Genomic DNA, 26,067 nt, shown 5'->3' on the forward strand with positions numbered 1-26,067 from the left:
GTCCGGGCACACACGAGCGCGCAAGGTCATATTTTGCGCGCTTTTTCGATAGGCGTCTCCCGCGATTTCGTACGCAAAGGACACGGGCTCGGACGATGTTCAACAGTGCCGTCATGTATGCCAAGCAGAACGCGCCGGAGCAGGTGCGGGTGCTGGCGCGCCGCACCATGCTCGAGGCCTACAACGCCCGGCTGCGGCTCACCGTGCCCGTCACCACGCACAGCGAGATCCAGAACGTCTACCACTGCGCGATCCGCAAGACCGCCAGCCAGTGGATCAAGGCGATCTTCAGCGACCCGGTCGTCTACCGCCACAGCGGCCTGCTGACGTACGACCCGCGCTTCTACGGCTGGAAGCACCCCCACGTCGTCCCGCGCGGCCGCATCGGCCTGTCCATGTTCATTCCGCGTGCGCGCTTCGACAAAATGTCGAAACCGGAGAAATATCGCGCTTTCTTCGTGATGCGCGACCCGCGCGACATGCTGGTCTCCAGCTACTTCTCGACCCGCAACTCCCACGGCCCCATGGGCGACGTGCTCGAACAGCGCCGGGTGCTGCTCGACAAGCCGCGCAAAGAGGGCATGCTCTGGCTCATCGACGACCTGGCCAAGAAGGGCCGGTTCAACGTGCTGCGCTCGTGGATCGACGCGCCGCCGACGCCCGAGGTCCGACTGGTCCGCTACGAGGACCTGACCGGCGAGAACCAGGCCGAAGAGATGGCACAGTTGCTGAAACACTGCGGCATCCACCTGCCCCCGGCCGAGCTGGCGCAGACGCTCGACAAATACAGCTTCGCCAAGATGAACAGCCGTCAGGGCACCGCCACGGTCTCGCACTACCGCAAGGGCCAGGCCGGCGACTGGCAGAACCATTTCGACGACGACATCTACGAGGCGTTCACCAAGGCCACCGGCAACCTGGTCGAACGCGCGGGCTACCCGACCTACCAAGACAAGTAACGACACCCGGCGTGCCCCGACTCGTCGTCCTCACCGGCCCGATCGCGGCCGGTAAGAACACCGTTGCCGACGAACTGGCCCGAAGCCTCACCGAGCGCGGCCGAACCGTAGTCGTAGCCGATGTCGACGACGTGGCGGCAATGGTCGGTGCCCCGGGCGCGGCCGCGACGGGCCTGTGGTTCGCCGCCCACGAGGCACACGGCGCGCTGGTCGGCCGATGGATGCGCTCGGCCGTCGATGACATCGTCGTGGTCGGCCCGATCTACTCGTCCGAGGAACAGGCCGCGCTGACAGAAACGCTTCCCGACGGCACGCCCGTGCTGTGGATCGTCATCGACGCCCCGGTTTCGGTGACGCTCCCCCGCGCACAGTCCGACCCGGGTCGTGTCCTGTCCCGCGACCCTGACTTCCACCACGCCGCGCACAGCCGCTTCCGCAAGCTGCTGCCGGCGATCCCCGCCACCCGTGTCTTCAACTCCGAAAGCCTCAAGGCGGACCAGATAGCGTCCGCGATCATGCAGATTCTCGACGTCCCCTAGGCGACGCCGTCCAAGGCATCCCACGTGCCCCGGTCAGACCGGCTCGTCGCCGACGCACAGGCTCAAGAGACCGACGTCAGAGCGCGACCGGCGAGCCCCACACCCACGACGATGATGAGCGCCGCGGTGACCGAGGGCGCAACGGCCCGCCAGCGCGCCGCGAAACCCCAGCGCCGATCGATGCGGTGCCGGAGCCGGACGAGCAGCAGACCGGCCGCGGTCAGCGTGGCAGCCATGCCGACACCGTAGGCGAACACGAGCAGAACCCCGAACACCGTCCGGCCGAGGGCCGCCGCCCCCAGCAGAACAACCAACGCCGACGGACTGGGCACGAGCCCACCGGCAACACCCAACCCCGCCAGCCCCCACTTCCCCGGCCCATGCCCATGCCCGTAGCCGTAGCCGTCCCCGTGGCCGTGGCCGTCGCTGTGGCCGTGGCCGTGGTCATCGCCGTGTCCGTAGTCGTGAGCTTGATCGAGGACATGGTCGTGAGCGTGGCCGTCGCCGTCGCCGTCGCCGCGGGCGTGCGCTTCATCGTGCTCGATCACGGTGCCGGGTGAACGATCTTGCAACGGCACAACACCAGGCGCGTGATCGTGTGCCGCGACGGCGTCGCGCTCTGACACGCCGCCGTGCGAATGAGAGTGTGCGGCTCGCACGTCGCCACGCAAACCGTTGCCGCGCACGGCTGTCATCTCTTCGCGGGCGGCCACAAGATGTGCCAGCTCGCGGCCGGACACAGCGTCGCGCCAGCGGACGAGCGTCCCCACATCACCGCCTTCCTGGCTGCGCCCCGGTCCAACCGCTAGCTGGCCGGTGGGCTCAGCGCTAGGCGCGTGCTCGCGGGCACGAGGCTCGGCGTGGGCCTGCTCGTGGGTGGGCGGCCCCGCTTGAGTACGGACGGGCGGCCCGGCGTAGGCGTGATCGTGGGTGGCCAGCTCGGCGTGTGCGCGATCGTGAGCGAGCGACTCAACATGTGCGCGACCGTGACCTAGCGACTCGACGTCGGCGTGACCGCGAACGGATGGCTCGACATGTGCGTGATCGTGAGCGAACCGCTCAACGTGCGCACCATCGCGGGTGGGCGTGGTGTCGTGGGTGTGGTGGGGCGGGGCGTAGCGGGTTGGGGTTCGGCGGAGGAGGGATGAGACCAGGGCTCCGATGCCGACTGTGGCTACCAACAGGCCGCTGGTCAGGCCGAGCCAGCCGAGCACCGTCTCGCCGGCCACGCCCGACACCGCGGTCAGGAACAGGCCCAGGGCGATCACGCCGGCCGTGTGGGTGAAGGTCACGGTGGCGCCCACCAGGACGGCGTCGCGGGGGCGGCCCTCGCTGCCGGCCAGGTAGGCGGCCATCACGGTCTTGCCGTGGCCGGGCAGGGCGGCGTGGGCTGCGCCGAGCAGCAGCGACAGCAGCACGGCCAGCAGGCCGACCAGCGGGGTCAGCCGGGTGCCGCCGACCAGGTTGTCGAGCTCTTGTCCGAAGCCGGCCAGCAGGCCGGACCGGCGGTCGATCGACGTCCCGGCCGTCTGAGCTGCGGGGGCAGTGCCGGAGGCGGGAGCCGCCGTGAAGGACGCGGATCGCACGTCGGCGGGGGACGCCAGCGGATCGGACGGGTAGGAACGCAACTCGTTCGTCGGGCTCTTCGCCGGGAGCGGGGAGTCTTCCAGGCGTACGCCGGAACCGGTGGCCACCAGCTCGCGCCAGCCGATGCGGTCGTCGCGGAAACTGTAGGCGATGTCGACGCGCGTCTGGTCGGTCATCTTGGCCGATGCGGAAAGCCGGCACTCGAGGCGGCTGGTCTTCAGGCCGCCGGCGCCGGCGGCGTACGTCAGAGACGTGTCGCGGATCGCCCAGCGCAGATTCTCGCCGCCGACCGTCACGCTGAGCGCGGCCGCGACCTCGTCGCAGGACGCCGGCGTGTCCTGGAGGGTGGGCAACTCCGCCAGGTCGGCCACGGCGAAGGCGTCGATGCGGTCGGGGTGGACGGACAGTGTGGCCGACCGGTTGACCGAGAAGTTGCCGAGCGGGTGGGCGGCGGCCGGTCCCGCGGGCAGCGCCGCGAAGCCGGCGACCGCGAGCGCGGCCACCATGATCAGTCGTCTCACGGCTGGGCCTCCAGGTCGGCCAGGGCGCGGGTGGCGGTAGGGCCGTCGGTGGGTGAGAAGTAGGGGTTGAGGTCCCGGGTCTTCGTCAGCAGAGCTCGGGCGGTGGAGCGGTCGCCCCGGGCCAGCGCGATCTGGGCCTCGTGGAAGGTGTAGGCGGCATTGTGCGGGCTGAGGGCAACCGCCTTGCGGGCGTACGGCAGGGCTTCGTCGTCGCGGCTGGCTGCGTGCAGGGAACGGGCGAGCACGTCGGCCACCTCGGCGAACGGGCGGCGCCTCCACTCGGTCTGGGCCGCGGTCACGGCTACTGTCCTGTCGCCGCGGGCCAGGGCCAGCAGTGCGGCGGTGAGGTCGTCGCGGCCGCCGTTGGCTACGAAGATCTGGTGGGCGGCGCCGGCCAGATGCAGTTGGCGGTCGGCGTCGGTGTTGCGGCCCGCGAGGCGCAGGTATTCGGCGTACTCGAGAAGGGTGTCGGGTGTGGGGGTGCGCGCGGCGACCGTGGCGGCGTCGGTGACGGCGGCCTCCATCTGGCCTGTTGCCGCCGAGATGCGGGCTCGGCCGCGCAGCAGGGGCTGATAGGCCGGGTCGGCGGCGAGTCCGGCCGCGTACTCGGCCGTGGCCCGGGTCAGGTCGCCGCGGAACCAGGCCAGGTCGCCCAGTTGGTGGCGGCAGAAGGCGCGGTCTGCGGGGTCGGTCGCGGCGTCGAGGGCGCGGCGCATCAGGTCTTCCGCCTCGGTCAGGCGGCCGCGCTGCTCCAGGTCGTAGGAGCCGCGGGCGTACGCGGCCAGGCCGGGCCGCAGATCGAGCATCCGCTGCACGGCGGTGGTCGCCGCCTCGGCGTTGCCGAGCTGGGTCTCGGCGTCGGCGAGCACACCGTAGGCGTACGCGTCGAAGGCGTTGGACCGCAGCGCCCGCCGCGCGAAGGTGCGGGCTGCACTGAAGTCGTGGCGGGCGTTGGCCAGGGCGCCGAGGCCGGTGAGCGCGTCGGGGTTGTCCCGGACGGCGAGGGAGCGGCGCAAGGCGGTCTCGGCGAGGGGGTAGCGGCTGGGGTCGGCGCTGACGCGAGCCTGTTCCACGTACGCCAGGCCCAGCTCGGCCCAGGTGCGGTAGTCGCCGGGCAGCGCGCGCAGGCGTTGCTGGGCGCGCTCGATGGTGCGGGCCGGTTGGTCGGCCGGGGTCACCGTCAGGGCCCGCGGCCCGGGCTGCGGCTGATCGCGCAGCCCGAACACGGCGCCGACAGTGAACAGGGCGAGCGCGGCGACCGTGACGGTCAGGGCGGCCCTTGTCGGACGGTTCATCTCAGAACCGGATCGTGGGTTCGTTGCTGGAGGTCATCGGGGACGGGCGGCGCCGTTTCATCAGCCACCAGGCGGTGAGCATGATGAGCAGCGCGCCCACGCCGCCGGCGCCGAAGATGACCGCGGAGCCGTTGGGCAGCATGCTGTCGGCCGACGCCGGCTCCAGATCCGGTGATCCGGTCTGTCCGGCTGCCGTCGGTTCCTGGGTGGCGCCGGCCGGTGCCGCGGCCTTGTCCCGGCCGGAATTGACGGCGCCCTGGTTGGGCAGAGCCACGTACGGGAAGGTCTCGCCGAAGGCGTTGTCGTTGGCGTCCACCTTGTCCCCCGCCGCCAGCGCGTCGATCAGCTTGCCGGTCTGGGCGGCGCCCTCGACCGCCTGCACCGAGATGTCGAGCACGTCGTCGGTCAGCCGTCGCCCGTTCGGGAAGCCCTGGAGGTCACCCGCGAGCACGCCGAGCCGATCGGGGTCCTCGGCCACCGGCACCGTCAGGTTGAGCCGCAGCATCTCCGACGGCCGGAACCGGGCCGGGTCGACGTCCTTGTTGTTGAGCTGCGAGTTCAGGTCGGCCTTGATCGGTCCGCCGGCCTTGGTCGTGATGCCGGTCAGGAAGATCTCGACGAGGTCGTTGCGGGGCGTGGCCGGCGCCTTCACGTTGTAGATTTTCTCGATCCGTTTCGGCAGTTCCGGGTCGGTGACCCGCTTGACCACGGCCGGGATGCCGGCGTCCTGGTCGGGCGTGATCGAGTTGAACGCGTCCTTCAGCCCGGCCGGCACCACGACCTCGTTGACGAGCGGGTTGCCGAGCCGCGAGACCTGCACCCGGTCGCCCCGGCTGGGGCCGTCCGAGACGCGCGAGCGGCTGCGCTCGGTCGTGCTCCAGATGCCGATGTTCGGATTGCGCTGGGCGTCCCCACCCAGCGCCACGTCCTTGAACGGCACCTGGATCGCGATGCTGTTCACGTTGTACCCGGCCAGGGTGTCCTGCCCGGTCTCGCTCAGATCCCCGCCGTACAGCAGGTCGAAGACCCGCAGGTCGAGGAAGAACGGGTCGTCGGCCTGCCCGGCGAACAGCTTCCAGCCGCCGTCGAGCTGGATCGTCGACTGGTCGCGCAGCTTCTGGTAGTCGGGCATCGAGGCCGCGCCGATCCGGGACGGCGCCACCGGGGCGTCGCTGACCCGCGTCCTGAACGGCTTGCCGTCGAACGACGACTCGAGCGTGTACGTCTGCCGGAACAGCAGGTTCTCGTCGTCCAGCGAGGTGACCGGGCCGTTGTTGTAGAGGAACGTGCTGTTGCCACGCTTGTCGACGTTCTTGAACGTCCACCGGAAGACGGCGTCGGGCTTGGCGTCGCCGTCACTGTCCACATTGATGCGGTACGCCGCGTCGCTGGCGAACGGATAGAAGTTCGGGCCGCCGTCCGGCTCCTCGAACGGGGTCCAGTTCGCGATCATCGTGACGTAGCCCGGCCGCTCCGGGCTGACGAACGCGTACACGTCCGTGTTGTCCGCGGCCGGATCACTGGCGATGAGCGGCGCTTCCCGGTGGCTCGAGGCCACCGAGGTCGCGGGTCCGAGCCCGGCCAGCGCCACGGCGATCACCGCGGCGCCGGCCGCCGCTACAGGTTTGCGGATCATTGGTCCTCCCCTTTGTCGGGAGGACTTCGCACCGGCTCAATCCGTGGTTGGGTCCATGCCGAGGATTGGCACGTTCCGGGCAAGAACTGGCCGAACGACTACGGTGTCGGACATGGTTTCCCTCAACGACCATGCGACGGCACTGCCTGGCTTCGGTGAAACCGCAGATATTGTCGCCGCTACCTCAAGGGGTGACGAGGTCGCGCAGATGGTCACCGCGACTGCCGGAGCCGGCAACACGGATAAGAGCGGTCAGGCCACGGCGTAAGCCGCTGTCACAGTGCTGCGCGCCCGCGATGAAGAATTCCTTGAACCCACCGCGCCGGCTCGGCGCCACGTCTCCATGGCGTTCGCAGTCTAGGGTCTGTTTCGCAGCGGGGGTGGGAGTGAGGCGCGGTCCAGATCTCGTCTGGTGGTGGCCCGCGGAAGCCCGGCTCCCGGTGTTGGAACCGGGTTTTCGCGGGACGTCGCCAGGCGGATCTGGGCCTCGCCGCAGCCCCGGCCCCGCTGCGAAACAGACCCTAGGGCCGGCGCGTGGCCGACAGGGCCCAGGCCACGAGGGCGGGCTGACCGAGCAGGCGTACCGCGCGTTTGGCGTCCGTGTCGAGGCCGAAGCCGTCCTTGCGTTCGAGGAACTGGGCGATGTTGCCGGGGAAGACGCCCACGAAGAACGCGGCCGCGGCCCGGCCGAGCAGCGAGCGGGCCGGCTGACGCCACGTCGCCAGCAGCGCCGCGCCCAGCGCCAGTTCGGCGACGCCGGAGACGACGACCACCTTGTCGGGGTCGGCCGGGAACCAGGACGGAACCTGGGCCTGGAATTCCCGGCGCTTCGTGGTCAGGTGGCCGGCCCCGGCGGTGATCAGCACACCGCCGAGGGCCGCCTGCCCGAGTGCTCGTGACAATCGGCTCATGCCGGGGACGTTCCCCGTCCGGACCCGATCAACACCAGGTGAGGGTCGAATTGGTGCGGGTCACGTTGCTGATGGTGTTGTTGCTTCCCTGGCACGGGCTCCACGTGATGTTCGTGTTGGAGACCGACAGATTCTGCAAGCGGATGCCGGACGAGGGCGGGAACTCGCTGCGTGCCGCGATGCGGACCTCTCCCCCGCCGCTGATCGTGCCCGAGACGCCGGCGATCACGACGTTGTAGCAGTTCTCGACGAGCACGGAATTGTTGCCGGTGTTGGCGATGTCGACGCGGTCGATGGTGGCGCCGCCGCTCTCCGAGACGCAGAAGATGCCGCGGCCGCCGCCTCGGGCCTTCACCGTTCCGACGCGGATGTTGTTCGGGTACGCGCTGCCGATCCGGCCGTTGCGGTTGGCCATCCGGAAGGCGGCGTAGCCCGTACCGGAACCGGCGTTCTCGGCGTCGACCGTGCCGACCGTGGCGTTGATGGTCTGGTTGAGCAGCAGACCCGATTCGCCGACGTTGCGGGCGGTCACCGTGCCGATGGTGATGCCGTCGACGCCGTACGTCTCGACCGCGTGCGACGAGGCTCCCGAGACGTACACGCTGTCGATCCTGACGTTTCTGGTCCACTCGGCGGTGTTGCCGCGATTGTCGATGCGCACGCCGAGGCCGCCGCCGAGCCGCATGTCGATCTGGCCCAGCCACACGTTGCTGACGTTGCGCAGGAAGATTCCGTAGAGGGGCGCGCCACTCACATTCAGGTACGGCACCTCGATGTTGCTGACACCGCGGGCGTAGACGGGCGCGTAGTCACCGCTGCCCGACCCGGTCACATTGATGGTGCCGCAGACCGACAGGGACGTGTACGAGGCGAGCGAGATGCGCGAGCCGGCGCTCATGGATCCGTTGCCCCGCACCACAACCCGCTGAATCGACGTACGTCCGGACGTGAGGCTGCCGATGCCCGCCTGCACTGCCGCGCGGAAATCCGTGCCGCTGTAGACGCTGCCGCCCGAGGCGTTGCGGGCCGTCCACGTGCTTCCGCTGACGGTCACCTCCGACTGGAACGTTCCCGAACCGCAGCCGCTGCTGCTTCCGCTGCCGACCTGAACCATCTGCCACTGCTGATTCTCGCCGTCGGCGTCGGCGAACTGCGACACGATGCCGCCGTCGGCCGTGGACCATTCCCAGACGTCCAGAGCCTTGCCGCTGTGGCGATTGAGCAGGCGCACGTATCCGCCGGCCGAATCGCGCAGCGTGAACTGCTGCCGGTTCGTGCCGTTGTCGGTGTTCTGAATGAGCTGGGTGCCGTCGTTGACATTCGGCAGTTCGAGCACCAGGCCGCTGTGCCGGCTCTTGATTTTGTAGTAACCGCTGCCGGCGTCCACGAACTGCCACTGCTGCCAGTTGCCGTCGTTGCGGGTGAACTGGGCGATGCCCGCGCCGGCGTTCGTGGCCAGGTCGTAAACGTCCATCGCCTTGCCGCTGTTGCGGTTGACCAGCACGTACCAGGCGGACGTGTTGACCGTAGCCGCCTCGGCCCGGGCGAGGCCGACGAGCGCACCCGTCGTGGCCAGCACGGAGACGGCCAGGGCGGCGATCCATCGTGGTCGGGGCATGATCATCCTCTGTTAGCGTTCACATAGATAGACGTCCATGAGTTTGGGACCGGTGCCCGGTGGTGTCAACCCGCCCCGGCGAAAATGTCGTAGGGCTCCGCTACCTTCTGCGCCAAGACTGCGAAAGGTGGCACGGATGCCGGCTGACACGACGTACCTCGAGCTCTCCGAAGACTCCGGGAGCGCGCACAAGTTCTATGAGGTGACGGTCGACGGCGCCGACCTGACCGTCCGCTACGGACGCATCGGCGACCGCGGCCAGGTCAAGCAGTCCTCCTACACCACACCCGACAAGGCCGCGTCCGAGGCGGCGAAAAAGATCGGCGAGAAGGTACGCAAGGGCTACGCGCCCGCCGTGCCGGGCGTGCGGCAACGCCGCGCCGTCTCGCGCCGCGAGATCGTCAGCACCCGTTCCACGGCCACCACCCGCGCGCCCATGCTGTGGCGCTACAAGTCGGGCAGCCCGGCCTTCGGCATCTTCGTCGACGACGACGTGTGCATGGTCGGCAACGAGAGCGGCCTGATCACCACGCTGAGCCACGGTGCGGAGGTGCTCCAGCAGTTCCGCCTGCCCGACGGCGTGAAGTGCCTGGTCGCCGACGACGACTGGATCTACGCGGGGTGCGACGACGGCAACGTCTACGACCTCTCCGGCAAGGTGCCCCGGCTGGCCTACCGCATCGCCGCCGACATCGACATCTACTGGCTCGACATCCACGACGGCGTGCTCGGGGTCTCCGACTCCGGCGGCGGCATCGCCGCCATCGACCACGAGGACGAATTCCTCTGGCGCCGCCAGGGCCACGGCTCCAGCGCCTGGATGGTCCGCTGCGACACCCGGGCCGTGCACCACGGCCACTCCAAGGGCGTCACCAGCTACGACTGGCGCACCGGGCAGGAGCTGTGGAACACGCGAACCAGCAACGTGCTGTTCGGCTGGCAGGAGGGCGACTCGCTCTACGCCGGCACCGGGCGGCGCCAGGTCGTCCAGCTCGGCAAGAACGGTGTCCACCGCCGGACGTACGAGTGTGACGCCCCCGTCTTCTCCTGCGCCACCGCCGAGGACGGTCGCTACGTCTTCGCCGGCGACAGCAGCTCCTCGATCTACTGCTTCGACACCTCGGGCACCCGGCTGTGGAAGCTGTCCACCGGTTGCGGCTCGGCCTACTCGATGCAATACCACGACGAGCGCCTCTACATCGTCACCACCGACGGATCGCTGTCCTGCATCGACGCGAGCGAGGCCGCCATCCAGGCCGCCGTGGCAGGCACGATCCCCGAGCCGGTCGACGTGAAGGCCCCGCCCCGCATGCCGGCCGTCGTGCCGTCCACAACGGTCGAGGTCGTCCACGACGTCGCCGGCGGCGTGGTCGTCGAGTGCGTCGAAGAGGGCGGCCGCCTCCGCATCCGCGTGGTCTCGTCCGGCTACCACCAGGACTGGCAGGTCCAGTTCCCCAAGGGCATCCGGGAACGCGGCAGCCGCTACGTCGTGACCGGCGTGCGCGAGGCCGCCCGGGGCGGCTTCTACCGCACCTACGGCGAAGTCCGCCGTCTGCTCTGAGCGGCGTCACGAGCGAGGCGCGCGCCGGGGCCGGTCCTCAGAACTGCATCGGATCGATGTCGCAGTTGGCGCGGGCCCCGGCGTGGGCAGCATGGATGGCCGCGTGGTCGGTACCGAGCACGCGGCCATAGGCCTCGACGGTCTCGTTGAACAGCGCCACGCCGTCGGCTGCCCGGCCGATCGCTGTCAGATCGAACGAGACGTTGAGGGAGCACGCCAGGGTCGAAGGGTGCTCACGGCCGATCTGCTCGCGGCACAAGTCGAGGACTGCTGTGTCCAATGCGTAGGCTGTTGCCGCGATGGTCGACCCGAGCCAGCACGTATCGCTGGATGTCGCGGATCGCCTGATTCAGCCGGCTCGGATTCCTGAAGGCCTCGTCCAGTTCCGGCGCCCCCGTGGCGGCCCGGACGCCTTCGAACAGGTCGCGACCGATCGGCTCCGGCGCGAAGAATGAGCAGACCTGCAGGAGTTGCAGGGCCGCCGGGTCTCCACGGCCAGCCGGTCCAGGGCGACGTTCGCCGCCGCCGCGACCGGTATCTCACAGCCCGGCGCCAGATCGAGATCGGCCAGCCGGGCTTGCTTCTCCCTGATCAGATCGAGGTAGTCATTGACCGCCATGTCGGTCGCGTGCAGCCAGGCTGAGGCATGTTCGATCGCCAGTGGCAGGTCCCCGAGCGCTCCGGCGAGCCGATCCGCGTCGGGCTGAGGCAGGGTCGGGTTCCGGCGCTGCAGCAGGCGGACGCTTTCGGCCCGGGTGAAGACGCCCACCTCGAGCGATTCCGCGATCACGCTCCACTCCTGGTTACGGAGGTGATCAGGACCTTGCCGGAGCCTTCCTCCGGGGAATAGTCGCGTACAGTCTCCGGGTTCTCCGCGTTGTCGAAGACCAGAAGCCAATTTCCGTACGGAATTCCGGCGCGCAAGGCATCTCGGACCTTGGGCACAGCGGAAATGACCTCGTTGCCCACGTCGAGGTCGAGCCGGTCGCCGAGTTCGATCAGCGACGCCAGGATCCCCGCCGGGCGCTCCGCCGGAACCCACCAGATGACGTCGTACTTGTTGCGATGCCGATAGGCGTATTCGATGGCTATCCGGGACTTGCAGACCCCACCCTCGCCGGGCAGCGCCTGCGGAAGCACGGCGGCCACGTTCTGCGTCCGCAACCTCGTCTCCAGCTGTTCGAGCAGCGCACGCCGACCGGTGAAGACCGGGTTCCGGGAGGCACGTCTCCCCAGACCTCAGGCGCCTGGCCCGTCGGTCGCCTCCCGGAGCCGACGGGCACTCGGGGCGTAGGGCCAGCCGGCAGACGTCTGTCCGGCCCGGACGCCTCCATCGGCCCACCACCGTCCCCGCGTCCACATCAAATGCTGATCTGTGCTGGGCCGGACGGACGGCGACCATCGTGGACAGCACCTGCGGCCCTCAGCCACCCTGCCTCGGTCACCGGTGCAGGCGGGCCGGGTGCACCATTCACAAGTAGATCACCGGTCCGGGCTCCGGCCCGGCCGCGGGCCGGGCCGGAGCCGGGTGGGTCAGAGCGCCAGACGCTGACCCGGGAAGATCCTGTTAGGGCTGTCCAGAATCGACTTGTTCAGCTGGTAAAGGGTCTTCCAGCCGCCCTTGATGTGGTTCTTCGCGGCGATCTTGGCCAGGGTGTCGCCGGAGCGGACGACGTAGTGCTTGCCTGTGGCCTTGACCGTCGACTTCTTGGCCGCCGCCTTCTTGGCGGTCGCCGACTTCTTCGCGGCGGTCGACTTCTTGGCGGCTGCCGGCTTGGCTGCGCCGGCCTTCTTGCCGCAGGTCGGCCAGGCGCCGATGCCCTGGCCCTTCAGCACCTTCTCGGCGATTCTGATCTGCTCGGCCTTGGTGGCCTTGTTCGCGGTCGAGGCGTACTTCGTGCCGCCGTACGCCTTCCACGTGCTGCGGCTGAACTGCAGGCCACCGTAGTAGCCGTTGCCGGTGTTGATGCTCCAGTTGCCACCGGACTCGCACTTGGCGATCGCGTCCCAGTTCACTGCGGCCTGGGCCGGGGAGGCCGGGCCGAGCAGGCTGACCGCGCCGGCGACACCCGCGGCCGCCAGTCCGAGCGCGACACGGGTCTTCTGTGCAAATGCCATGAGAGAGCTACCTCCACGCCTGCGAGGTGAGCTGTCGGGTTCGGGCTGAGGTGCCCGGCCGCACGTGGCGGCTTCACCCCGAGGCGCGCGTCAGCGCGCCGAGGAACGTGTGGTTCCCCCGCTCCATGCCTGGGTTCGTTTCCCTCGGGGCGGCGGCAGGGATTCGGCGTTCCGCCCGGGGCGTCCACGTTCGCGGACCGGCCGACGGTATCCACGCCCGGGCCCGTACGGCCAAGCCCGAAGGGCGGAAGGTGAAAAGGCTCTCAGATCCGGAAGAGTCCCCGCGGACAACCCGGGCCGTTGTGAACCAGCAGGTCAGGCCAGTGCGGCCTCGACCGTCGGGTACAGGGCCAGCATCCGGTCGAGGTTGACCACCTCGACCACGGTCGAAACCGGCGGGTGCAGCTCGGCCAGCCGCAGCGAGATGCCCCGGTCCTCGGCCAGGCGGTGCAGCTGGACGAAGATGCGCAGGCCGCTCGAGTCGCAGAACGTCAGGCCACGCAGGTCGAGCACCAGTCGTTCGACGCCGGACGCCAGGGCGGCCTCGCCGGCTTCCTCGAGCACGTGAGTGACGTCACGGTCGAGTTCACCGCTCACGGTCAGCACGGTGTCCCGGCCGTTGGCCTTACCGACGGTCACCGTCAGCTGTTCGGTCATGCTGGTTCCTCGATCTCGTCCGGCTGCGTTGCCGTCGGCAGAGTATTCAACGAAGCGGCCGCCGACCACTCGACCAGCATGAGGGTGGCGTCGTCGGCGGGCGGCCCGCCCTGGTGCTCGATGACCGCCAGGGCCAGCCGGCGCACCGCCTCGGGCGCGGGCAGCCCGGCCGCCGCGTTGCGTTCCACCAGGTCGATCGTGCGCGGCAGGCCGAACCGTTCGCCGCCGGCCGTTCGCGCCTCGGTCACGCCGTCGGTGTAGAGCAGCAGCCGGTCGTCCGGCTCGAACGCCTCCTCGGCCACTTCGGCCGCCGCATCGGGCAAGCCCAGCGGCAGGCGGCGACCGGCCTTGAGCTCGAGCACCGCGTGCCCGCCGCGCAGCACGACCGGGGCCGGGTGCCCGGCGTTGAGGTAGCGCAGCCGGCCGGTGTCCAGGTGCAGTTCGGCCAGTACGGCGGTGGCGAAACGGCTGTCGCGGAACTGCCCGGTCAGCGCGGTGTCGACCGCCCGCGCCTGATCGATCAGTCCCCCGCCGGCCCGCCGGGCTGCCCGGAGCGCGGCCAGCGCGACCGTGCACGTCAGGCCGGCCTCCAGACCACGGCCCGCCGCGTCCAGCACCGCCAGCCACATGACACCGTCGTCGACGGCGTAGTCGAATCCGTCCCCGCCCACGTCGTAGCAGGGCTGCAGGACGGTGCTGATCACGGCCCGGTCGAAGCTGGCCGTCAGCGGCGGCAGCGACGCCCACAGCAGCTCGGCGGCGGTCGACATCGGCTGGGACCGGCGGGCCCGTTCCAGGTGGTCGCCGCGTTGCTTGGTGCTGTTCATCAGGTGTCCGACCAGCCCGGCGACCATTTCACAGCGCTCCGGGAAGCCCTCTTCACGGGCCACGGCGGCGTCACCGCCGACAAACTCGATCACGCCGAGGCGGTCGGTGCCGTCGACCATCGGGGTCCACCAGCGGTAGCCGGGCCCGTCGCCGGTCGGAGCCGAGCGGACCCGGGTGAACACCCGGCCCGGCAGGGTGCCGTCGATCGGCAGGACATCGGGCGCCGGACCCGGCTGCGACAGGGGGGTCAACGCCGTCTGCTCGTAGTTGACCACCCAGATGCGGGTGCGCACCCCGAGCCGCGCCATCACCACGTCGAGGGCGGGAGCGATCTCGTCGGGACGCCACCGGTGGGAGCCCGCCAAGATCTGCTGCAGCGCCTCGTACCATCGCAGCTCGGTCGCTTGATCCATGGCACTCAGCTTAGGCCCGCGCGCACCGGCCTGAGCCGGTCGAGCGTCGTCCGGAGCGTACGGGGGACAGCGGTGCCCGCCCGGACGGCGGGCACCGCGGTCCGTCACAGCGAGAGGGTCCAGCCGGTCAGGGTGCCGGTGTCGACCGTGGCGGCGTCCTGCACCCGCAGGGTCCAGGTGCCGTCGGCGGTCTCGCCGGCGAGGTTGACCGCGTACGTCCGGTCGATGTTGTCGGTGCTGCCTTCGGCCCGGTTGTGCAGGACGTAGGCCGTGCCGTCGGGAGCGATCAGGCTGACCACCAGGTCACCGATGTAGGTGTGCCGGATGTGCACCTCGACCCCGCTCGTCGCCGACGGCCTGGCGGTGCACCCGTCGATCGTGACGGTGCTGGTCACCGTCGTGTTGTCGGGGATCGGCACGGCCGTGGCGCTGGTGGCGGCGCACCGGGCGCCGCTGTTGACCGTGACCGTGAGGTCCCGCGTCCGGGTGATCGACGGGGCCGCCGCGGTGATCCGGATCGCCCCGCTCGTCCGTGCCGCGGTGGCGTCAGCGCTGACTGTGATCGTGGTGGACTCACCCGCCGTGACGGTGGCCGGCTCGAACGAGACGGTCACGCCGGCCGGAGCGGCGCCGGCCGAGAAGGTGATCGGCTCCGCCTCGCCGTTGACCAACGCGGTGGTCGCCGTGACCGTGGCCGATTCGCCGGGGCCGACGGCAGCGGTCGCCGCCGAAAGAGCCACCGAGAAGTCGTTGCCCGTCGAGCACTGCTCGTCCGCGCCGGCCACGTTCACTGAGGTCCACGCGGCCTGCACGGCCTTGTACTCGGCGCTGCAGAAGCCGTACAGGTCACTGGCGGCGGACAGGGAATAGGCCCGCGCGGTGTTGCCCGGGCTCGCGGTGCTGACGTAGCCGGTGTTCGAGACGAAGTACGAGTCGAGCGCCCGGAACCAGATCTTGGCTGCCTTCTCCTTGCCGATGCCGACCACGGGGTCGGCCGTGCCACAGACCGGCGAGGTGCCGTACGGGCCGGCCCCGCTGCCCTCGGCCAGGTTGAAGAAGAAGTGGTTGGCCACGCCGGACGAGTAGTGCACGTCGACGCTGCGGGTGCTCGTCGACCAGCAGCCGTGCGAGCGACCGTCGAGCGTCGGGTTGTACATGTAGCGCAGCGGCGAGCCGTTGCCGTTGATGTCGATCTTCTCGCCGATGTCGTAGTCGCCGGCGTCCGCCGCGCTGTTCGCGTGGAACTCGACCATGCTGCCGAAGATGTCGCTGGTGGCCTCGTTCAGGCCGCCGGACTCGCCGGAGTACGTCAGGCCGCCCGGCACCACGTTCTCGGTGACGCCGTGCGCCATCTCGTGCCCGGCCACGTCCAGCGCGACCAGCGGCTTGGCGTTGCCGCTGCCGTCGCCGTAGGTCATCTGCGCGCCGTCCCAGAACGCGTTCACGTAGTTGCTGCCGTAGTGCACCCGCGACGGCACGCCCCGCCCGTCGCCGAAGATGCCGTTGCGGCCGTGCACGTCCTTGAAGTAGTCGAAGGTCACCGCGGCGCCGAAGTGCGCGTCGACCGCGGCCGACTGCCGGTCGGCGGGGGCGCCGGTGCCCCAGGTGTTGTCGGCGTCGGCGAAGGTGGTGCAGGCGCCGGACGTACGGTTGTTCATGTCGCAGGTCAGGCCGCCACCGCGGGTGGGATCGACCAGGTTGTACGAGGATCCGGCCGCCGTGGACTCGAGCGCGACCGCGCCGGAATAGATGCTGTTGCCGGTGCCGGCGACGTTCTCGATCTCGTCGTACGAGCCGACGACGGCCCCGGTCAGCGCGTCGGAGATCACGTGGAAGCGCGACGGCGTCTGCTTGTCCGGCTGCCACCCGGTGATCACGGTCTCCCACGACAGCCGGCCGACGCCGCTGGTCGCGTCGACGAAGAGCTCCGGCTTCCCGGTGCCGGTGATGGAGCCCTCGAACTCGCCCTTGGCCGTGGCCGCCGCCCGCTCGGCGCTGACCGACGGCTTGGTGCCCAGGCTGAGGGGCTTGACCAGACCCACCGAGGAGCCCGCGTACGTGCCGTCGGCCTTGGTCCGGATGACCAGGTCACCGCCGGCGACGCGCAGACCGTCGTAGGTGCGGGTGTAGCGGACAGTCCCCTTCTTGCTGCTGTAGACCGTGTACCTGTCCTGACCGGACTTCTTGATCGCCGAACCGGCCTGGTCGAGCAGTGACGAGCCGGGTGTGGCCGGCGCGGCCTGCGCGTTCGTGGTGGTGACCACCAGGCTCCCACTGACCAGGGCGATAGCGCCGGCCAGCGCGACAGCAAATCTCACGTGTTTCCTCCCCACGATCACAGGCATTAATGCCTGTCGATACGTGAGATCATGTCGCGTTTGCCTGCGGCACGGGGGATCGACACACGTAAAACTTAAGTTTCCATTCAGATTCGTCTATGTAGGCCCGCGGTTCACCGGACGACGGTCACCGGGCATTTCGCGTACGCGGCCACGTGCTGACTGACCGAGCCGAGCACCAGCCCGGCGAAGCCCTCGTGGCCGCGATGGCCGACCACGAGCAGGTCGGCGCCCTCGGACTCGTCTATCAGAATCTTGGCGGGGCGGCCCTGCCGGACCAGCCTGTACGCGGTGGACCGGGCGGCCGAGGTCGCGCAGGCCGCTCAGGCCCGCCTGGTGGTCGTGACGGCCTACCGCGACGACGACGACGCCCGGCCGGAAGGGGCCGCCGAGGGCGTCCACCGCGACCTGCACGGCGCCGACGTGGCGCGCGAGGCCCTGAGTCGGTCACCGGCCTGACCCGCGAGCGTGCCCGCTACATCGAACAGCTGGTGGTGCGCGGCGACCCGGCCCAGGCCCTGCTCGACACGGTCGGCAACAACCCGGCCAACCTGATCGTCGTCGGCAACCGTGGCCCGGGCGCCAGCCAGGGCGCCCTGCTGGGCTCGGTGCGGGCCGGGGTCGTCCGCAACGCGGTCTGCGACGTCCTGGTCGTGCAGACCTCGGCCCTGGACGAGGACCGCCTGTTCGCGCCCGGCCAGGAACCCGTGGCCCGGCCGGACGCGGACGGCTGAGTCAGTACTGGCAGCGCAGCACGAGCATGGCGCGGGCGGGCACCTGTACGCCCTCCTGCGCCTTGATCGTGGCGGCGTTGGCCAGCAGAGGGTCGGCGGTGTCGACGGCGATCTCCCAGGCCTGGCCGTAGGCCGGGTCGGGCAGCGTGAACTCGACCTCGTCGGGCGACGGGTTGAACAGCGTCAGGAACGAGTCGTCGACAATGGCCTCGCCCAGGGCGTCCGACTCGGGGATGCCGTGGCCGTTGAGGAACACCGCCACCGTGCGTGAGGCCTCGGGCGCCCAATCCTCGTCGCGCATGGGCGTGCCGTCCAGCCGCAGCCAGGCGATGTCGGGCAGCTTCGACTCGCCGGCCGGTGCGCCGGTGAAGAAGCGGCGGCGGCGGAAGATCGGATGCTCGGCCCGCAGGCGGGTCAGCTGCCGGGTGAAGACGGTCTGCACGTCGTGGTGGCGCGCGTCGGCCCAGTCGATCCAGCTGATCTCGTTGTCCTGGGCGTAGACGTTGTTGTTGCCGCCCTGGGTGCGGCCGAGCTCGTCGCCGTGCGCGATCATCGGGACGCCCTGCGACAGCAGCAAGGTGGCCAGGAAGTTGCGCTTCTGCCGTTCGCGCAGCGCGACGACCTCCGAGTCGTCGGTCGGGCCTTCCACGCCGGAGTTCCAGGACCGGTTGTGGCTCTCGCCGTCGCGGTTGCCCTCACCGTTGGCGTCGTTGTGCTTCTCGTTGTACGAGACCAGGTCGTTCAGCGTGAAGCCGTCGTGCGCGGTCACGAAGTTGATGGACGCGATCGGCCGCCGCCCGTCGATCTCGTACAGGTCGGAACTGCCCGCGAACCGGGACGCGAACTCACCCAGCGAGGCCGGTTCGCCGCGCCAGAAGTCCCGCACGCTGTCGCGGTACTTGCCGTTCCACTCGGTCCACAACGGCGGGAAGCCGCCGACCTGGTAGCCGCCGTCGCCCACGTCCCACGGCTCGGCGATCAGCTTGACCTGCGAGACGACCGGGTCCTGGTTGACCAGGTCGAAGAACGCGGCCAGCCGGTTCACCTCGTGGAAGTCGCGGGCCAGTGAAGAGGCCAGGTCGAACCGGAAACCGTCGACGTGCATCTCGGTGACCCAGTAGCGCAGCGAGTCCATGATGAGCCGCAGCGACTCGTGGTGGCGCACGTTGAGGCTGTTCCCGGTGCCGGTGGTGTCGTAGTAGTACTGCTTGTCGTCGTTGACGAGCCGGTAGTACGCCGGGTTGTCGATGCCCTTGAACGACAGCGTGGGACCCATGTGGTTGCCCTCGGCGGTGTGGTTGTAGACCACGTCGAGGATCACCTCGATGCCCGCCGCGTGCAGCGCCTTGACCATCGACTTGAACTCCTGCACCTGCCCGCCCCGGCCACCGAAGGACGCGTAGTCGTTGTGCGGCGCGAAGAAGCCGATGGTGTTGTAGCCCCAGTAGTTGCGCAGGCCGCGCTCGACCAGGTTGCTGTCGTGCACGAACTGGTGCACCGGCATCAGTTCGACCGCCGTGACGCCCAGCTCCCGGAAGTGCTTGATCATGGCCGGATGCGCCAGGCCGGAGTAGGTGCCCCGGACGTCCTCGGGGATCCGCGGGTTGCGCTCGGTCATGCCCTTGACGTGCGCCTCGTAGATGACCGTCTGGTGGAACGGGATGCGCAGCGGCCGGTCGTTGGCCCAGTCGAAGTACGGGTTCACGACCACCGATCTCATCGCGTACGGGGCGGAGTCGTCGTCGTTGTAGGCGTCGGGGTCGCCGAACCGGTACGAGAACAACGCCTCGTTCCAGTCGTTGTGTCCCTCGATGGCCTTCGCGTACGGGTCGAGCAACAGCTTGCTGGGATTGCAGCGCAACCCGGCGGCCGGGTCGTAGGGACCGTGCACGCGGTAGCCGTAGCGCTGCCCCGGCACGATCCGCGGCAGAAAGCCGTGCCACACCATCGCCTCCCGCTCGGGCAGGTCGATGCGCGTCTCGGTGCCGTCGTCGTCGAACAGGCACAGCTCGACGCGCTCGGCGACTTCCGAGAAGAGGGCGAAGTTCGTGCCGCCACCGTCGTAGGTGGCACCGAGCGGGTACGGCGAACCAGGCCAGATCATCATGGTGCGGCTACTCGTCTCTCTCAGGGTCGGACAGACGCGTTTACCCAGTTCCAGCCGGATCAGACCGAGTCCTTCACCACTCCAGGGTGATCTCGAGCGCCTGGGACGGGACGATCGGGTCGTCCACGTCGACAACCGCCAGCAACCGCACGCCGTCCGGGGTCGTGCCGCGGACGGCCAGCCCCTCGACCTTGGGCGCGACGCCGCCGTCCGCCGGCAGCCCGGCCACCGCCACGACGGTCCGGTCGTCGATAAGCGCCAGCGCCGCCCCCACGACCGGCCCGTCGTCGACCGGGTTCGGCGTGTCCTCGGCAGCGGCGCTGACCAGCACTTTTCCGTCCGGCAGGGCCACCGCGTCGGTGACCGCCAGGGCCACGCCGCCGACGGTCCCGAGCTCGTACCGGCGTACGCCGGAGACGTCGATCCGGTCGTCCGGACCGTCCGTCATGGCCCGCAGCAGGGCGGCGAGGTCCACGTCGACGGAAGCGCTCGGCACCCCGGCCGCGGAGTTGCCCCGCTGGAACCACCGCAGGCGGTCGCCGACGAGGCACGCGCCTTCCAGGTTGAGCAGGTCGGCGGTCAGGCCGAGCCGGGCCGCGACGGCCGCGTAGAGCGCGGGCAGGTCGGCCACCACCGTCTCCCCCGGGCTGACCAGCGCGACGCGCGTCCGCGCGGCCGTCGAGCCCGAGCCGAGCAGCAGGACGCCGCCGGAAGGCAGCGGACAGGCCGCCTCGAAGTCCGGTTTCAGGTGCTTGGTGCCCGCGGCCGAGCTGAACACCTCGACGCCGTCGACCGGGGCGACGACGCGGACCGGAGTTACCGAGCCCGCGCGAACCCACGCCGCGTGCGTCGCGTCGTCCTGGACGACCAGCCACCCGTCCCCGAAGGGAGCGACCGCCGACGCCGCCCGCACCGGCGTCCCGTCGTCGAAGGTCAGCGACGACACCTGCTCCACGCGCACCCGCATGAGGGCATTGTCATCCACGACCCGCCCGCCGTGTGGCCGACCGCCCGGCGGTTCGAGCGGGTCCGGCCATTCACGGCTTGGTCGGCTGACCCGGGCCGGGGTTGGTCAGCTCTTGGCGCCGTAGTTCATGGTGTCGGGGTTCGCTCCCGTGCGTCCCTTCTCGCCGCGGTCGAGGGCGGTGATGCTGCCCATCGCGCCGCCGTCGAGCTCGAAGTCGAAGATCTCGAAGTTCTCGCGGACCCGTTCGGCCGTCTTCGACTTCGGGAAGATGATGTCGCCGCGCTGGATGTGCCAGCGCAGAACGACCTGCGCCGGGCTCTTGCCGACCTGGCGAGCGATCTCGGTGATCACCGGGTCGCTGAGGACCTCGCCCTGGGCGATCGGGGAGTACGCCTCCGTCGCGATCTCGTTGTCGGTGTTGTACGCACGCAGGGCGTCGTTGGTCAGGTACGGATGCACCTCGATCTGGTTGACCGCCGGGCGGACCTGGGTCTCGGCGCGCAGCCGGCCCAGGTGGTGCTGGGTGAAGTTCGAGACGCCGATCGAGCGGGCCCGGCCCTCGCGGTAGAACTCCTCGAGGGTGTTCCAGGTCTGCACGAAGTCACCGCCGTAGCTGGCGGGCATCGGCCAGTGGATCAGGAACAGGTCGACGTAGTCGGTGCCGAGCGCCTTGAGGGTGTCGTCGAACGCCTCGCGGGCGTCGTCGGGCTCGTGGAAGCCGTTGTTGAGCTTGCTGGTGATGAAGAACTCACTGCGGTCGAGGCCGGAGTTGTTCACGGCTTCGCCCACGCCGGCCTCGTTGCCGTACATCTGGGCGGTGTCGATGTGCCGATAGCCGATCTCGATGGCCGTCTCGACCGCCGAGCGGGTCTCCTCCGGCGGCACCTGAAAGACACCGAAGCCCAGCTGCGGGATGGTGCGGCCGTCGTTGAGCGAGATGGTCGGGACTGCGGAACTCATAGTTCTCCTCGTGCTCGTCGAAGGTGCCGATCCAAGCCATACCCGCTGAGCGGGCCGATCCACCGGGCGCACCGACCTCTCATTCCACTGTTCGGGCCCGGTCCCTTTCCCCTCGGCCCGGGCCTCCTCCGGTACGGCTTGAATCCGGCGCACCAGCGACGTCAGGAGCTCCGCCGGGCGCGGAAGGTGGCCGATCAGCGCGGTGAACGGGCTGCTGCGGAGCACGCGCCCCGGGAAGGCGCCCCAGATCCGGCCCGGTCCGCCGAGCGGGGCGTCGAGGTTGTCCACGCCGTTGTCCGGGCGGTCGGTGCGCTGCGAGCCCGCGCCCAGCCGGCGGATCGACAGCACCGCGTCGGTGAGCGCCGGGGAGAGCCGCTGAGCCAGCGCGAAAGCCGCGGCGGCCCCGCCGACCAGGATCTCGCGGCGCGGGTGACCGGCCGCGTAGACGATGCTGCGCGCGACGACCTCGGGGGCGTAGACCGGCGGTGGCGGCTTGGCCATGACCCCGAGCTTGCTGCGGGCGTGCTCGAAGAAGGGGGTGGCGATCGACGCCGGGAGGATCGAGGTGACCCGGATCGGCGCGCCCTCCTGGGCGAGCTCCATCCGTACCGTGTCGTAGAAGGCGCGCAGCGCGAACTTGCTGGCCGTGTAGGGCCCCTGGAGCGGGACGGCGCGGGCGCCTTCGGCCGACACGACGCCGAGGATCGTGCCGCCCCCGGCGCGGCGCAGCGCGGGCAGGGCCGCGTGTACGCCGTGCACCGAGCCGAGGAAGTTGACCCGCAGCACCCGGTCGAACTCCTCGTCGGTGACATCCTCGACACGCCCCCACACGCCGACGGCTGCGTTGTTGACCCAGGTGTCGATGCGGCCGTAGGTCTGCTCGGCCAGGTCAGCCAGCGCCCGCACCTGGGCCGGGTCGGCCACATCGGTCGGCGTGGCCACGGCCAGGCCACCGCCGGCGCGGATCTGCTCGACGAGCGTGCCGAGCGCCTCGGCCGACCGGGCCGCGCAGACGACCCTGGCGCCGGCCGCGGCGAAGGCGAGGGCCGTGGCCCGCCCGATTCCGCTCGAGGCACCGGTGATGACGACGACCTGTTCGGCGACGGGTTGGGGCATGTCGTGGCCCGTACCCGTCGCCGAGCCGTTCTAACTATTTGAAGAGCTCACCGATGCGGTCCTGGAAGGTGAGGATGGACAGCACGCCGAACAGGAGGAACGCCCACACCAGCGCGGCCAGGCGGACGCCCCGGATGCGGATGGGCTCGGGCAGGATCCGGCGGTTGATGAGGATCAGCAGGCCGGAGTAGATGAACATCATGAAGCCGCCGACCACCGCCGAGATCACCAGCAGGACGATCGGCTGGCTGAACCCGCTCAGAAGCACCACGATACCGATCGCCACCAGGCCCCACACCAGACCGGCGTACACCTTGCTCTCGTTGGCGTTGCGGGCGTACGAGGTCTTGATGACGTCCGCCGCCAGCCGGCTCGTGTAGTCCACGATGCCGAGCGCCGCCGCGAAGAGCGAGAACGCGCCGATGATCCAGAACAGGTACTGGAACCACGAGCCGACCCGGTCGGCCAGCACCTGACCCTCGATCTCGAGGAAGCCGATGCTGTTCTCCAGCCCGTCGCGGCCGAAGACGGTGGAGTAGGCCAGCAGCGAGGTGAACAGGATCGTCACGAAGGTGATGGCCACGAACGTGCTGAGCTGCTCGATGTTGGCGAACCGCCACCAGCCCCGCCAGCGCCGCAGGTTCTCGGGGGTCGGCTCGAACGCGTACCCGGTGCTCGGCGCCGCCTCGGGCTGGCCGGTGATCGGGCTGACCAGCCGGGGCACGTACTTTCCCATGCCGAAGCCCTTGTCGCGGATCCAGTTGGACTGCACCAGATTCTGCCCGCCGCCGGCGCCCGCGAAGGCCAGCGCGCCCAGCAGCAGCGCGAAGCCGAGCTCGTCGATCGGCAGCCGAGGCCGGGTGACCACCTGCGGGAGGTCGCTCCAGGCGTCAGCGCCGATCGCGAAGATCGCCGCGATCACGAAGAACGTGAGCACCGCCGCCACCTTGATCATCTGCGCCTTCTCGAGCGCCACGTAGACGACCGGGGCCAGGGTGAGAATCAGGCCGATCACGACGAGCATGCAGACGGCGATCACCGTGCGGTTGCCGCCGAAGATGTACGTGGTGAGGCTGGCCGAACTGGTGACCCAGCCCGGCCAGAGGTTCGCGAAGTACGTGAGGATCGCGAAGAACAGCCCCCAGTGCCGCCAGTAGCGGCTGAACCCGGTCAGCGCGGTCTCGCCGGTGGCCAGCGTGTACCGCTCGATCTCCATGTTGATGAAGTACTGGGTGATCAGGCCGACCAGCGCGGCCCACACGAACACCAGCCCCACCTGCGAGGCGATGTAGGGGAAGAGGACGAACTCGCCCGAGGCCAGCCCGACCCCGGCGGCGATGATGCCGGGGCCGATGAGCCGCCGGTAGCCGCTCGGCTCGTCGGGCATGTCACGGATCTCGGGACCGGGCAGATAACGGGTAGGAAAGGCCCGTGCCACCTTGCTCACATCGTCGGAAGTCGCCACAGCAGCTCCTCGATCGGGGTTCCAACCCTTCTGCGATCACCCCGATGTGTCAAGGGTCACAGTGATCCTGGTCGGCAACCGGCCGGGCCGGGGTCACTCCGCGGACAGCAGGTGCGAAGCCCGGGGCGGGCCGTCAGCCAGCGCCAAGGCCCTTTCCTCGGCCTCCCGGTCGGCGCCGGTGAGCCGGCCCGTGTGCTGGCGTTCGTGCTCGTCCCAGGTCGGTACGAGATAGGCCTCGACGAAACAGCCCGGCTCCTCGCCGTGGCGGAACAGTCCCCACTGCACCGCGCCGGTGCGCAGCCGGCTGCGGCGGACCGCCCTCATCGCGTCGGCGAACTCCCGCTCGTTCTCGGGCCGGACGGGATACGTGACGGTGACCAGCACCGGGCCTTCGTGATCGTCGGGGTCGAGCTCGAGGTGCGGCTCCGGCCAGTACGAAGCCGGCTCGCGGTTCATGCCGGCCGTGTCCAGCATCGGCCACCAGCGCAGGGTGAGCACCCCGGCCGCCATCAGCACGGCCGCCGCCAGGTGCGCCGCGACCAGCCCCAACGTGTCGGACAGGGCGCCCCAGGCCAGCGCGCCGGCGGCCTGGGCCCCGGCGAACACCATCTGGTAGACGGCGAGCCCACGCGCCCGCACCCAGTTGGGCAGGAACAGCTGCATGGCGGCGTTCACGCTGGACAGCACCATCACCCAGGCGACCCCGGCCGGCAGCAGGGCGAGCACGACGGCGGCCTCCGAGCGCACCAGCCCGAGGACGGCGAGCACCGCGGTGAACAGGATGCCGGCCACCAGCAGCAGCCTGGTCACCGACCAGCGGGCGCGCATTCGGGGCAACAACAGGGCCCCAGCCACAGCACCGACGCCCACGGCGGCCAGCAGCACCCCGTACCCGCCGGAACCCAGGCCCAGCCGGCGGCCGGCGATCAGCGGAAGCAGCGCCCACAGCGCGCTGCCGGGCACGAGGAACAACGTCGCGCGCAGCAGGATGCGCCGCACCACGGGCGAGTGCCGCACGTACCGGCCACCGGCCCGCACCGCCGCGGCGAAACGCTCGGGCGCGGCGGCGGTTGTCACGAGCGGCGGGCGCCACCGCCACAGGACAAACGTGAACAGGGCGAACGTGGCGGCGTTGAGGGCGAACACGACGCCGGCCCCGGTGCGGGCGATGAGGACGCCGGCCACCGCGGGGCCGACCGCGCGGGCGAGATTCATGCTGATCGCGCCGAGCGCGGAGGCGTTGGCCAGCTGCGGGCGCGGCACGAGGTCGGGGATGAGGGCCTGCCAGGCCGGGGCGGTCAGCGCCTGGCCCGCGCCGAGGGCGAAGGTCAGGGTGAGCAGCAGCGCCGGTGGCATGTGCCCGGTGAGGGTCAGCGACGTCAGAAGCAGACCCACGGCGACCAGGAAGCTTTGGACGGCGATCAGCAGCCGCCGGCGGTCGAGGGTGTCGGCGAGCGCCCCGGAGGGCAGGGCGAGCAGGACGATGGGCAGGGTGCTGGCGGTCTGCACGATCGCCACCAGCGTGTCCGAACCGGACTGCTCGACCAGGAGCCACTGCGCTCCCACGGTCTGCATCCAGGTGCCGATGTTGCTGGCCAGCAGGGCCAGCCACAGGTTCCGGTAGGCGGCGATGCGCAGCGGCGCCCACGCGGAGGGCGCGGCAGTCATGCAGCCCGACTACCCCCGCCAGGGCAGCCCTAAAGGTCAATTGACATCCATCGCTGGATGAACGGACG

Annotated in this window: 24 protein-coding genes and 1 riboswitch; of the genes, 6 read left to right on the plus strand and 18 right to left on the minus strand. The window is 70.1% G+C overall.

All coding sequences use genetic code 11. The features are described from left to right. The first annotated feature begins 95 nt into the window (after positions 1-95). On the plus strand, positions 96-959 hold the full coding sequence (locus KXC43_RS41015) for a sulfotransferase domain-containing protein (protein ID WP_221381661.1): 864 nt from the start codon (positions 96-98) through the stop codon (positions 957-959). 11 nt (positions 960-970) lie between these two features. Continuing rightward, entirely contained in the window at positions 971-1,498 is a 528-nt protein-coding gene (locus KXC43_RS41020; protein ID WP_221381662.1) for an adenylyl-sulfate kinase, read from the plus strand. Positions 1,499-1,560: 62 nt separating this feature from the next. On the opposite strand, the gene KXC43_RS41025 is transcribed toward KXC43_RS41020, so the two are convergent. Genes KXC43_RS41025 through KXC43_RS41035 form a run of 3 tightly spaced genes read right to left on the minus strand, consistent with a single transcriptional unit; the run spans position 1,561 to position 6,537 of the window. Further along, entirely contained in the window at positions 1,561-3,606 is a 2,046-nt protein-coding gene (locus KXC43_RS41025) for a hypothetical protein (RefSeq protein WP_221381723.1), read from the minus strand. After that, positions 3,603-4,901, minus strand: coding sequence for a tetratricopeptide repeat protein (locus KXC43_RS41030; RefSeq protein WP_221381663.1), 1,299 nt, complete (start codon positions 4,899-4,901; stop codon positions 3,603-3,605). The genes KXC43_RS41025 and KXC43_RS41030 overlap by 4 nt, the downstream gene beginning before the upstream one ends. 1 nt (position 4,902) lies before the next feature. Continuing rightward, on the minus strand, positions 4,903-6,537 hold the full coding sequence (locus KXC43_RS41035) for a DUF4331 domain-containing protein (RefSeq protein WP_221381664.1): 1,635 nt from the start codon (positions 6,535-6,537) through the stop codon (positions 4,903-4,905). A 112-nt stretch (positions 6,538-6,649) separates the two neighbouring features. Between KXC43_RS41035 and KXC43_RS41040 the strand changes: the two genes are divergently transcribed. After that, a complete protein-coding gene (locus tag KXC43_RS41040) occupies positions 6,650-6,805 on the plus strand; it encodes a hypothetical protein (protein ID WP_221381665.1) in 156 nt (51 codons plus the stop codon). A gap of 253 nt (positions 6,806-7,058) precedes the next feature. Here the strand turns inward: KXC43_RS41040 and KXC43_RS41045 are convergent, their stop codons facing one another. Together KXC43_RS41045 and KXC43_RS41050 are read right to left on the minus strand one after the other, a co-directional pair. After that, complete coding sequence (locus KXC43_RS41045) at positions 7,059-7,448, minus strand: DoxX family protein (protein WP_221381666.1); 390 nt, start codon at positions 7,446-7,448, stop codon at positions 7,059-7,061. Positions 7,449-7,476: 28 nt separating this feature from the next. Next, positions 7,477-9,066, minus strand: coding sequence for an RICIN domain-containing protein (locus KXC43_RS41050; protein ID WP_255645697.1), 1,590 nt, complete (start codon positions 9,064-9,066; stop codon positions 7,477-7,479). 136 nt (positions 9,067-9,202) lie between these two features. Here KXC43_RS41050 and KXC43_RS52460 point away from each other — a divergent pair, with 136 nt between their 5' ends. Next, entirely contained in the window at positions 9,203-10,627 is a 1,425-nt protein-coding gene (locus KXC43_RS52460; RefSeq protein ID WP_221381668.1) for a WGR domain-containing protein, read from the plus strand. 37 nt (positions 10,628-10,664) lie between these two features. On the opposite strand, the gene KXC43_RS41060 is transcribed toward KXC43_RS52460, so the two are convergent. From KXC43_RS41060 to KXC43_RS41095, 8 genes are all read right to left on the minus strand, one after another. Then, positions 10,665-10,886 (minus strand): hypothetical protein, encoded by a 222-nt coding sequence (locus KXC43_RS41060; RefSeq protein ID WP_221381669.1) that lies wholly within the window; start codon positions 10,884-10,886, stop codon positions 10,665-10,667. A 90-nt stretch (positions 10,887-10,976) separates the two neighbouring features. After that, positions 10,977-11,417 carry a hypothetical protein gene (locus KXC43_RS41065; RefSeq protein WP_221381670.1) on the minus strand — a complete coding sequence of 147 codons (441 nt, stop codon included), beginning with the start codon at positions 11,415-11,417 and terminating at the stop codon, positions 10,977-10,979. Then, the gene (locus KXC43_RS41070) at positions 11,414-11,791 is read right to left on the minus strand and encodes a hypothetical protein (RefSeq protein ID WP_221381671.1); all 378 of its coding nucleotides are present in this window, start codon (positions 11,789-11,791) and stop codon (positions 11,414-11,416) included. The genes KXC43_RS41065 and KXC43_RS41070 overlap by 4 nt, the downstream gene beginning before the upstream one ends. Positions 11,792-12,160: 369 nt before the next feature. Next, positions 12,161-12,745 carry a LysM peptidoglycan-binding domain-containing protein gene (locus KXC43_RS41075; RefSeq protein WP_221381672.1) on the minus strand — a complete coding sequence of 195 codons (585 nt, stop codon included), beginning with the start codon at positions 12,743-12,745 and terminating at the stop codon, positions 12,161-12,163. A gap of 2 nt (positions 12,746-12,747) precedes the next feature. Then, a riboswitch (cyclic di-AMP (ydaO/yuaA leader) is annotated at positions 12,748-12,893 on the minus strand. A 167-nt stretch (positions 12,894-13,060) separates the two neighbouring features. Further along, positions 13,061-13,402: an STAS domain-containing protein gene (locus KXC43_RS41080; protein WP_221381673.1), complete on the minus strand. Its 342-nt coding sequence runs from the start codon at positions 13,400-13,402 to the stop codon at positions 13,061-13,063. Continuing rightward, positions 13,399-14,643, minus strand: coding sequence for a PP2C family protein-serine/threonine phosphatase (locus tag KXC43_RS41085; protein ID WP_221381674.1), 1,245 nt, complete (start codon positions 14,641-14,643; stop codon positions 13,399-13,401). The genes KXC43_RS41080 and KXC43_RS41085 overlap by 4 nt, the downstream gene beginning before the upstream one ends. A 104-nt stretch (positions 14,644-14,747) precedes the next feature. Then, positions 14,748-16,961 carry a M4 family metallopeptidase gene (locus KXC43_RS41090; protein ID WP_308129491.1) on the minus strand — a complete coding sequence of 738 codons (2,214 nt, stop codon included), beginning with the start codon at positions 16,959-16,961 and terminating at the stop codon, positions 14,748-14,750. Between the two features lie 134 nt (positions 16,962-17,095). Next, positions 17,096-17,263 (minus strand): universal stress protein, encoded by a 168-nt coding sequence (locus KXC43_RS41095; protein WP_221381721.1) that lies wholly within the window; start codon positions 17,261-17,263, stop codon positions 17,096-17,098. Positions 17,264-17,273: 10 nt separating this feature from the next. Here KXC43_RS41095 and KXC43_RS52975 point away from each other — a divergent pair, with 10 nt between their 5' ends. Beyond that, positions 17,274-17,441 carry a hypothetical protein gene (locus KXC43_RS52975; protein WP_221381676.1) on the plus strand — a complete coding sequence of 56 codons (168 nt, stop codon included), beginning with the start codon at positions 17,274-17,276 and terminating at the stop codon, positions 17,439-17,441. Continuing rightward, positions 17,438-17,716: a universal stress protein gene (locus KXC43_RS52980; protein ID WP_308129494.1), complete on the plus strand. Its 279-nt coding sequence runs from the start codon at positions 17,438-17,440 to the stop codon at positions 17,714-17,716. Before KXC43_RS52975 ends, KXC43_RS52980 begins: the two co-directional genes overlap by 4 nt. Before the next feature lies 1 nt (position 17,717). Here KXC43_RS52980 and glgX read toward each other — a convergent pair whose 3' ends face one another. The 5 genes from glgX to KXC43_RS41130 form a co-directional block, all read right to left on the minus strand. Further along, the gene (glgX, locus tag KXC43_RS41110; protein ID WP_221381678.1) at positions 17,718-19,823 is read right to left on the minus strand and encodes a glycogen debranching protein GlgX; all 2,106 of its coding nucleotides are present in this window, start codon (positions 19,821-19,823) and stop codon (positions 17,718-17,720) included. Between the two features lie 73 nt (positions 19,824-19,896). Beyond that, positions 19,897-20,790: a DUF6910 family protein gene (locus KXC43_RS41115; RefSeq protein WP_221381679.1), complete on the minus strand. Its 894-nt coding sequence runs from the start codon at positions 20,788-20,790 to the stop codon at positions 19,897-19,899. Between the two features lie 105 nt (positions 20,791-20,895). Next, positions 20,896-22,866 (minus strand): SDR family oxidoreductase, encoded by a 1,971-nt coding sequence (locus tag KXC43_RS52985; protein WP_221381680.1) that lies wholly within the window; start codon positions 22,864-22,866, stop codon positions 20,896-20,898. A 34-nt stretch (positions 22,867-22,900) separates the two neighbouring features. Beyond that, positions 22,901-24,331, minus strand: a complete 1,431-nt coding sequence (locus KXC43_RS41125) for an Nramp family divalent metal transporter (protein ID WP_221381681.1) — start codon at positions 24,329-24,331, stop codon at positions 22,901-22,903. 93 nt (positions 24,332-24,424) lie between these two features. Further along, positions 24,425-25,999, minus strand: coding sequence for an MFS transporter (locus tag KXC43_RS41130; RefSeq protein WP_221381682.1), 1,575 nt, complete (start codon positions 25,997-25,999; stop codon positions 24,425-24,427). Positions 26,000-26,067: the final 68 nt, after the last annotated feature.

It is taken from the genome of Paractinoplanes polyasparticus (assembly GCF_019710575.1).
Taxonomy (GTDB): Bacteria; Actinomycetota; Actinomycetes; order Mycobacteriales; family Micromonosporaceae; genus Actinoplanes; species Actinoplanes polyasparticus.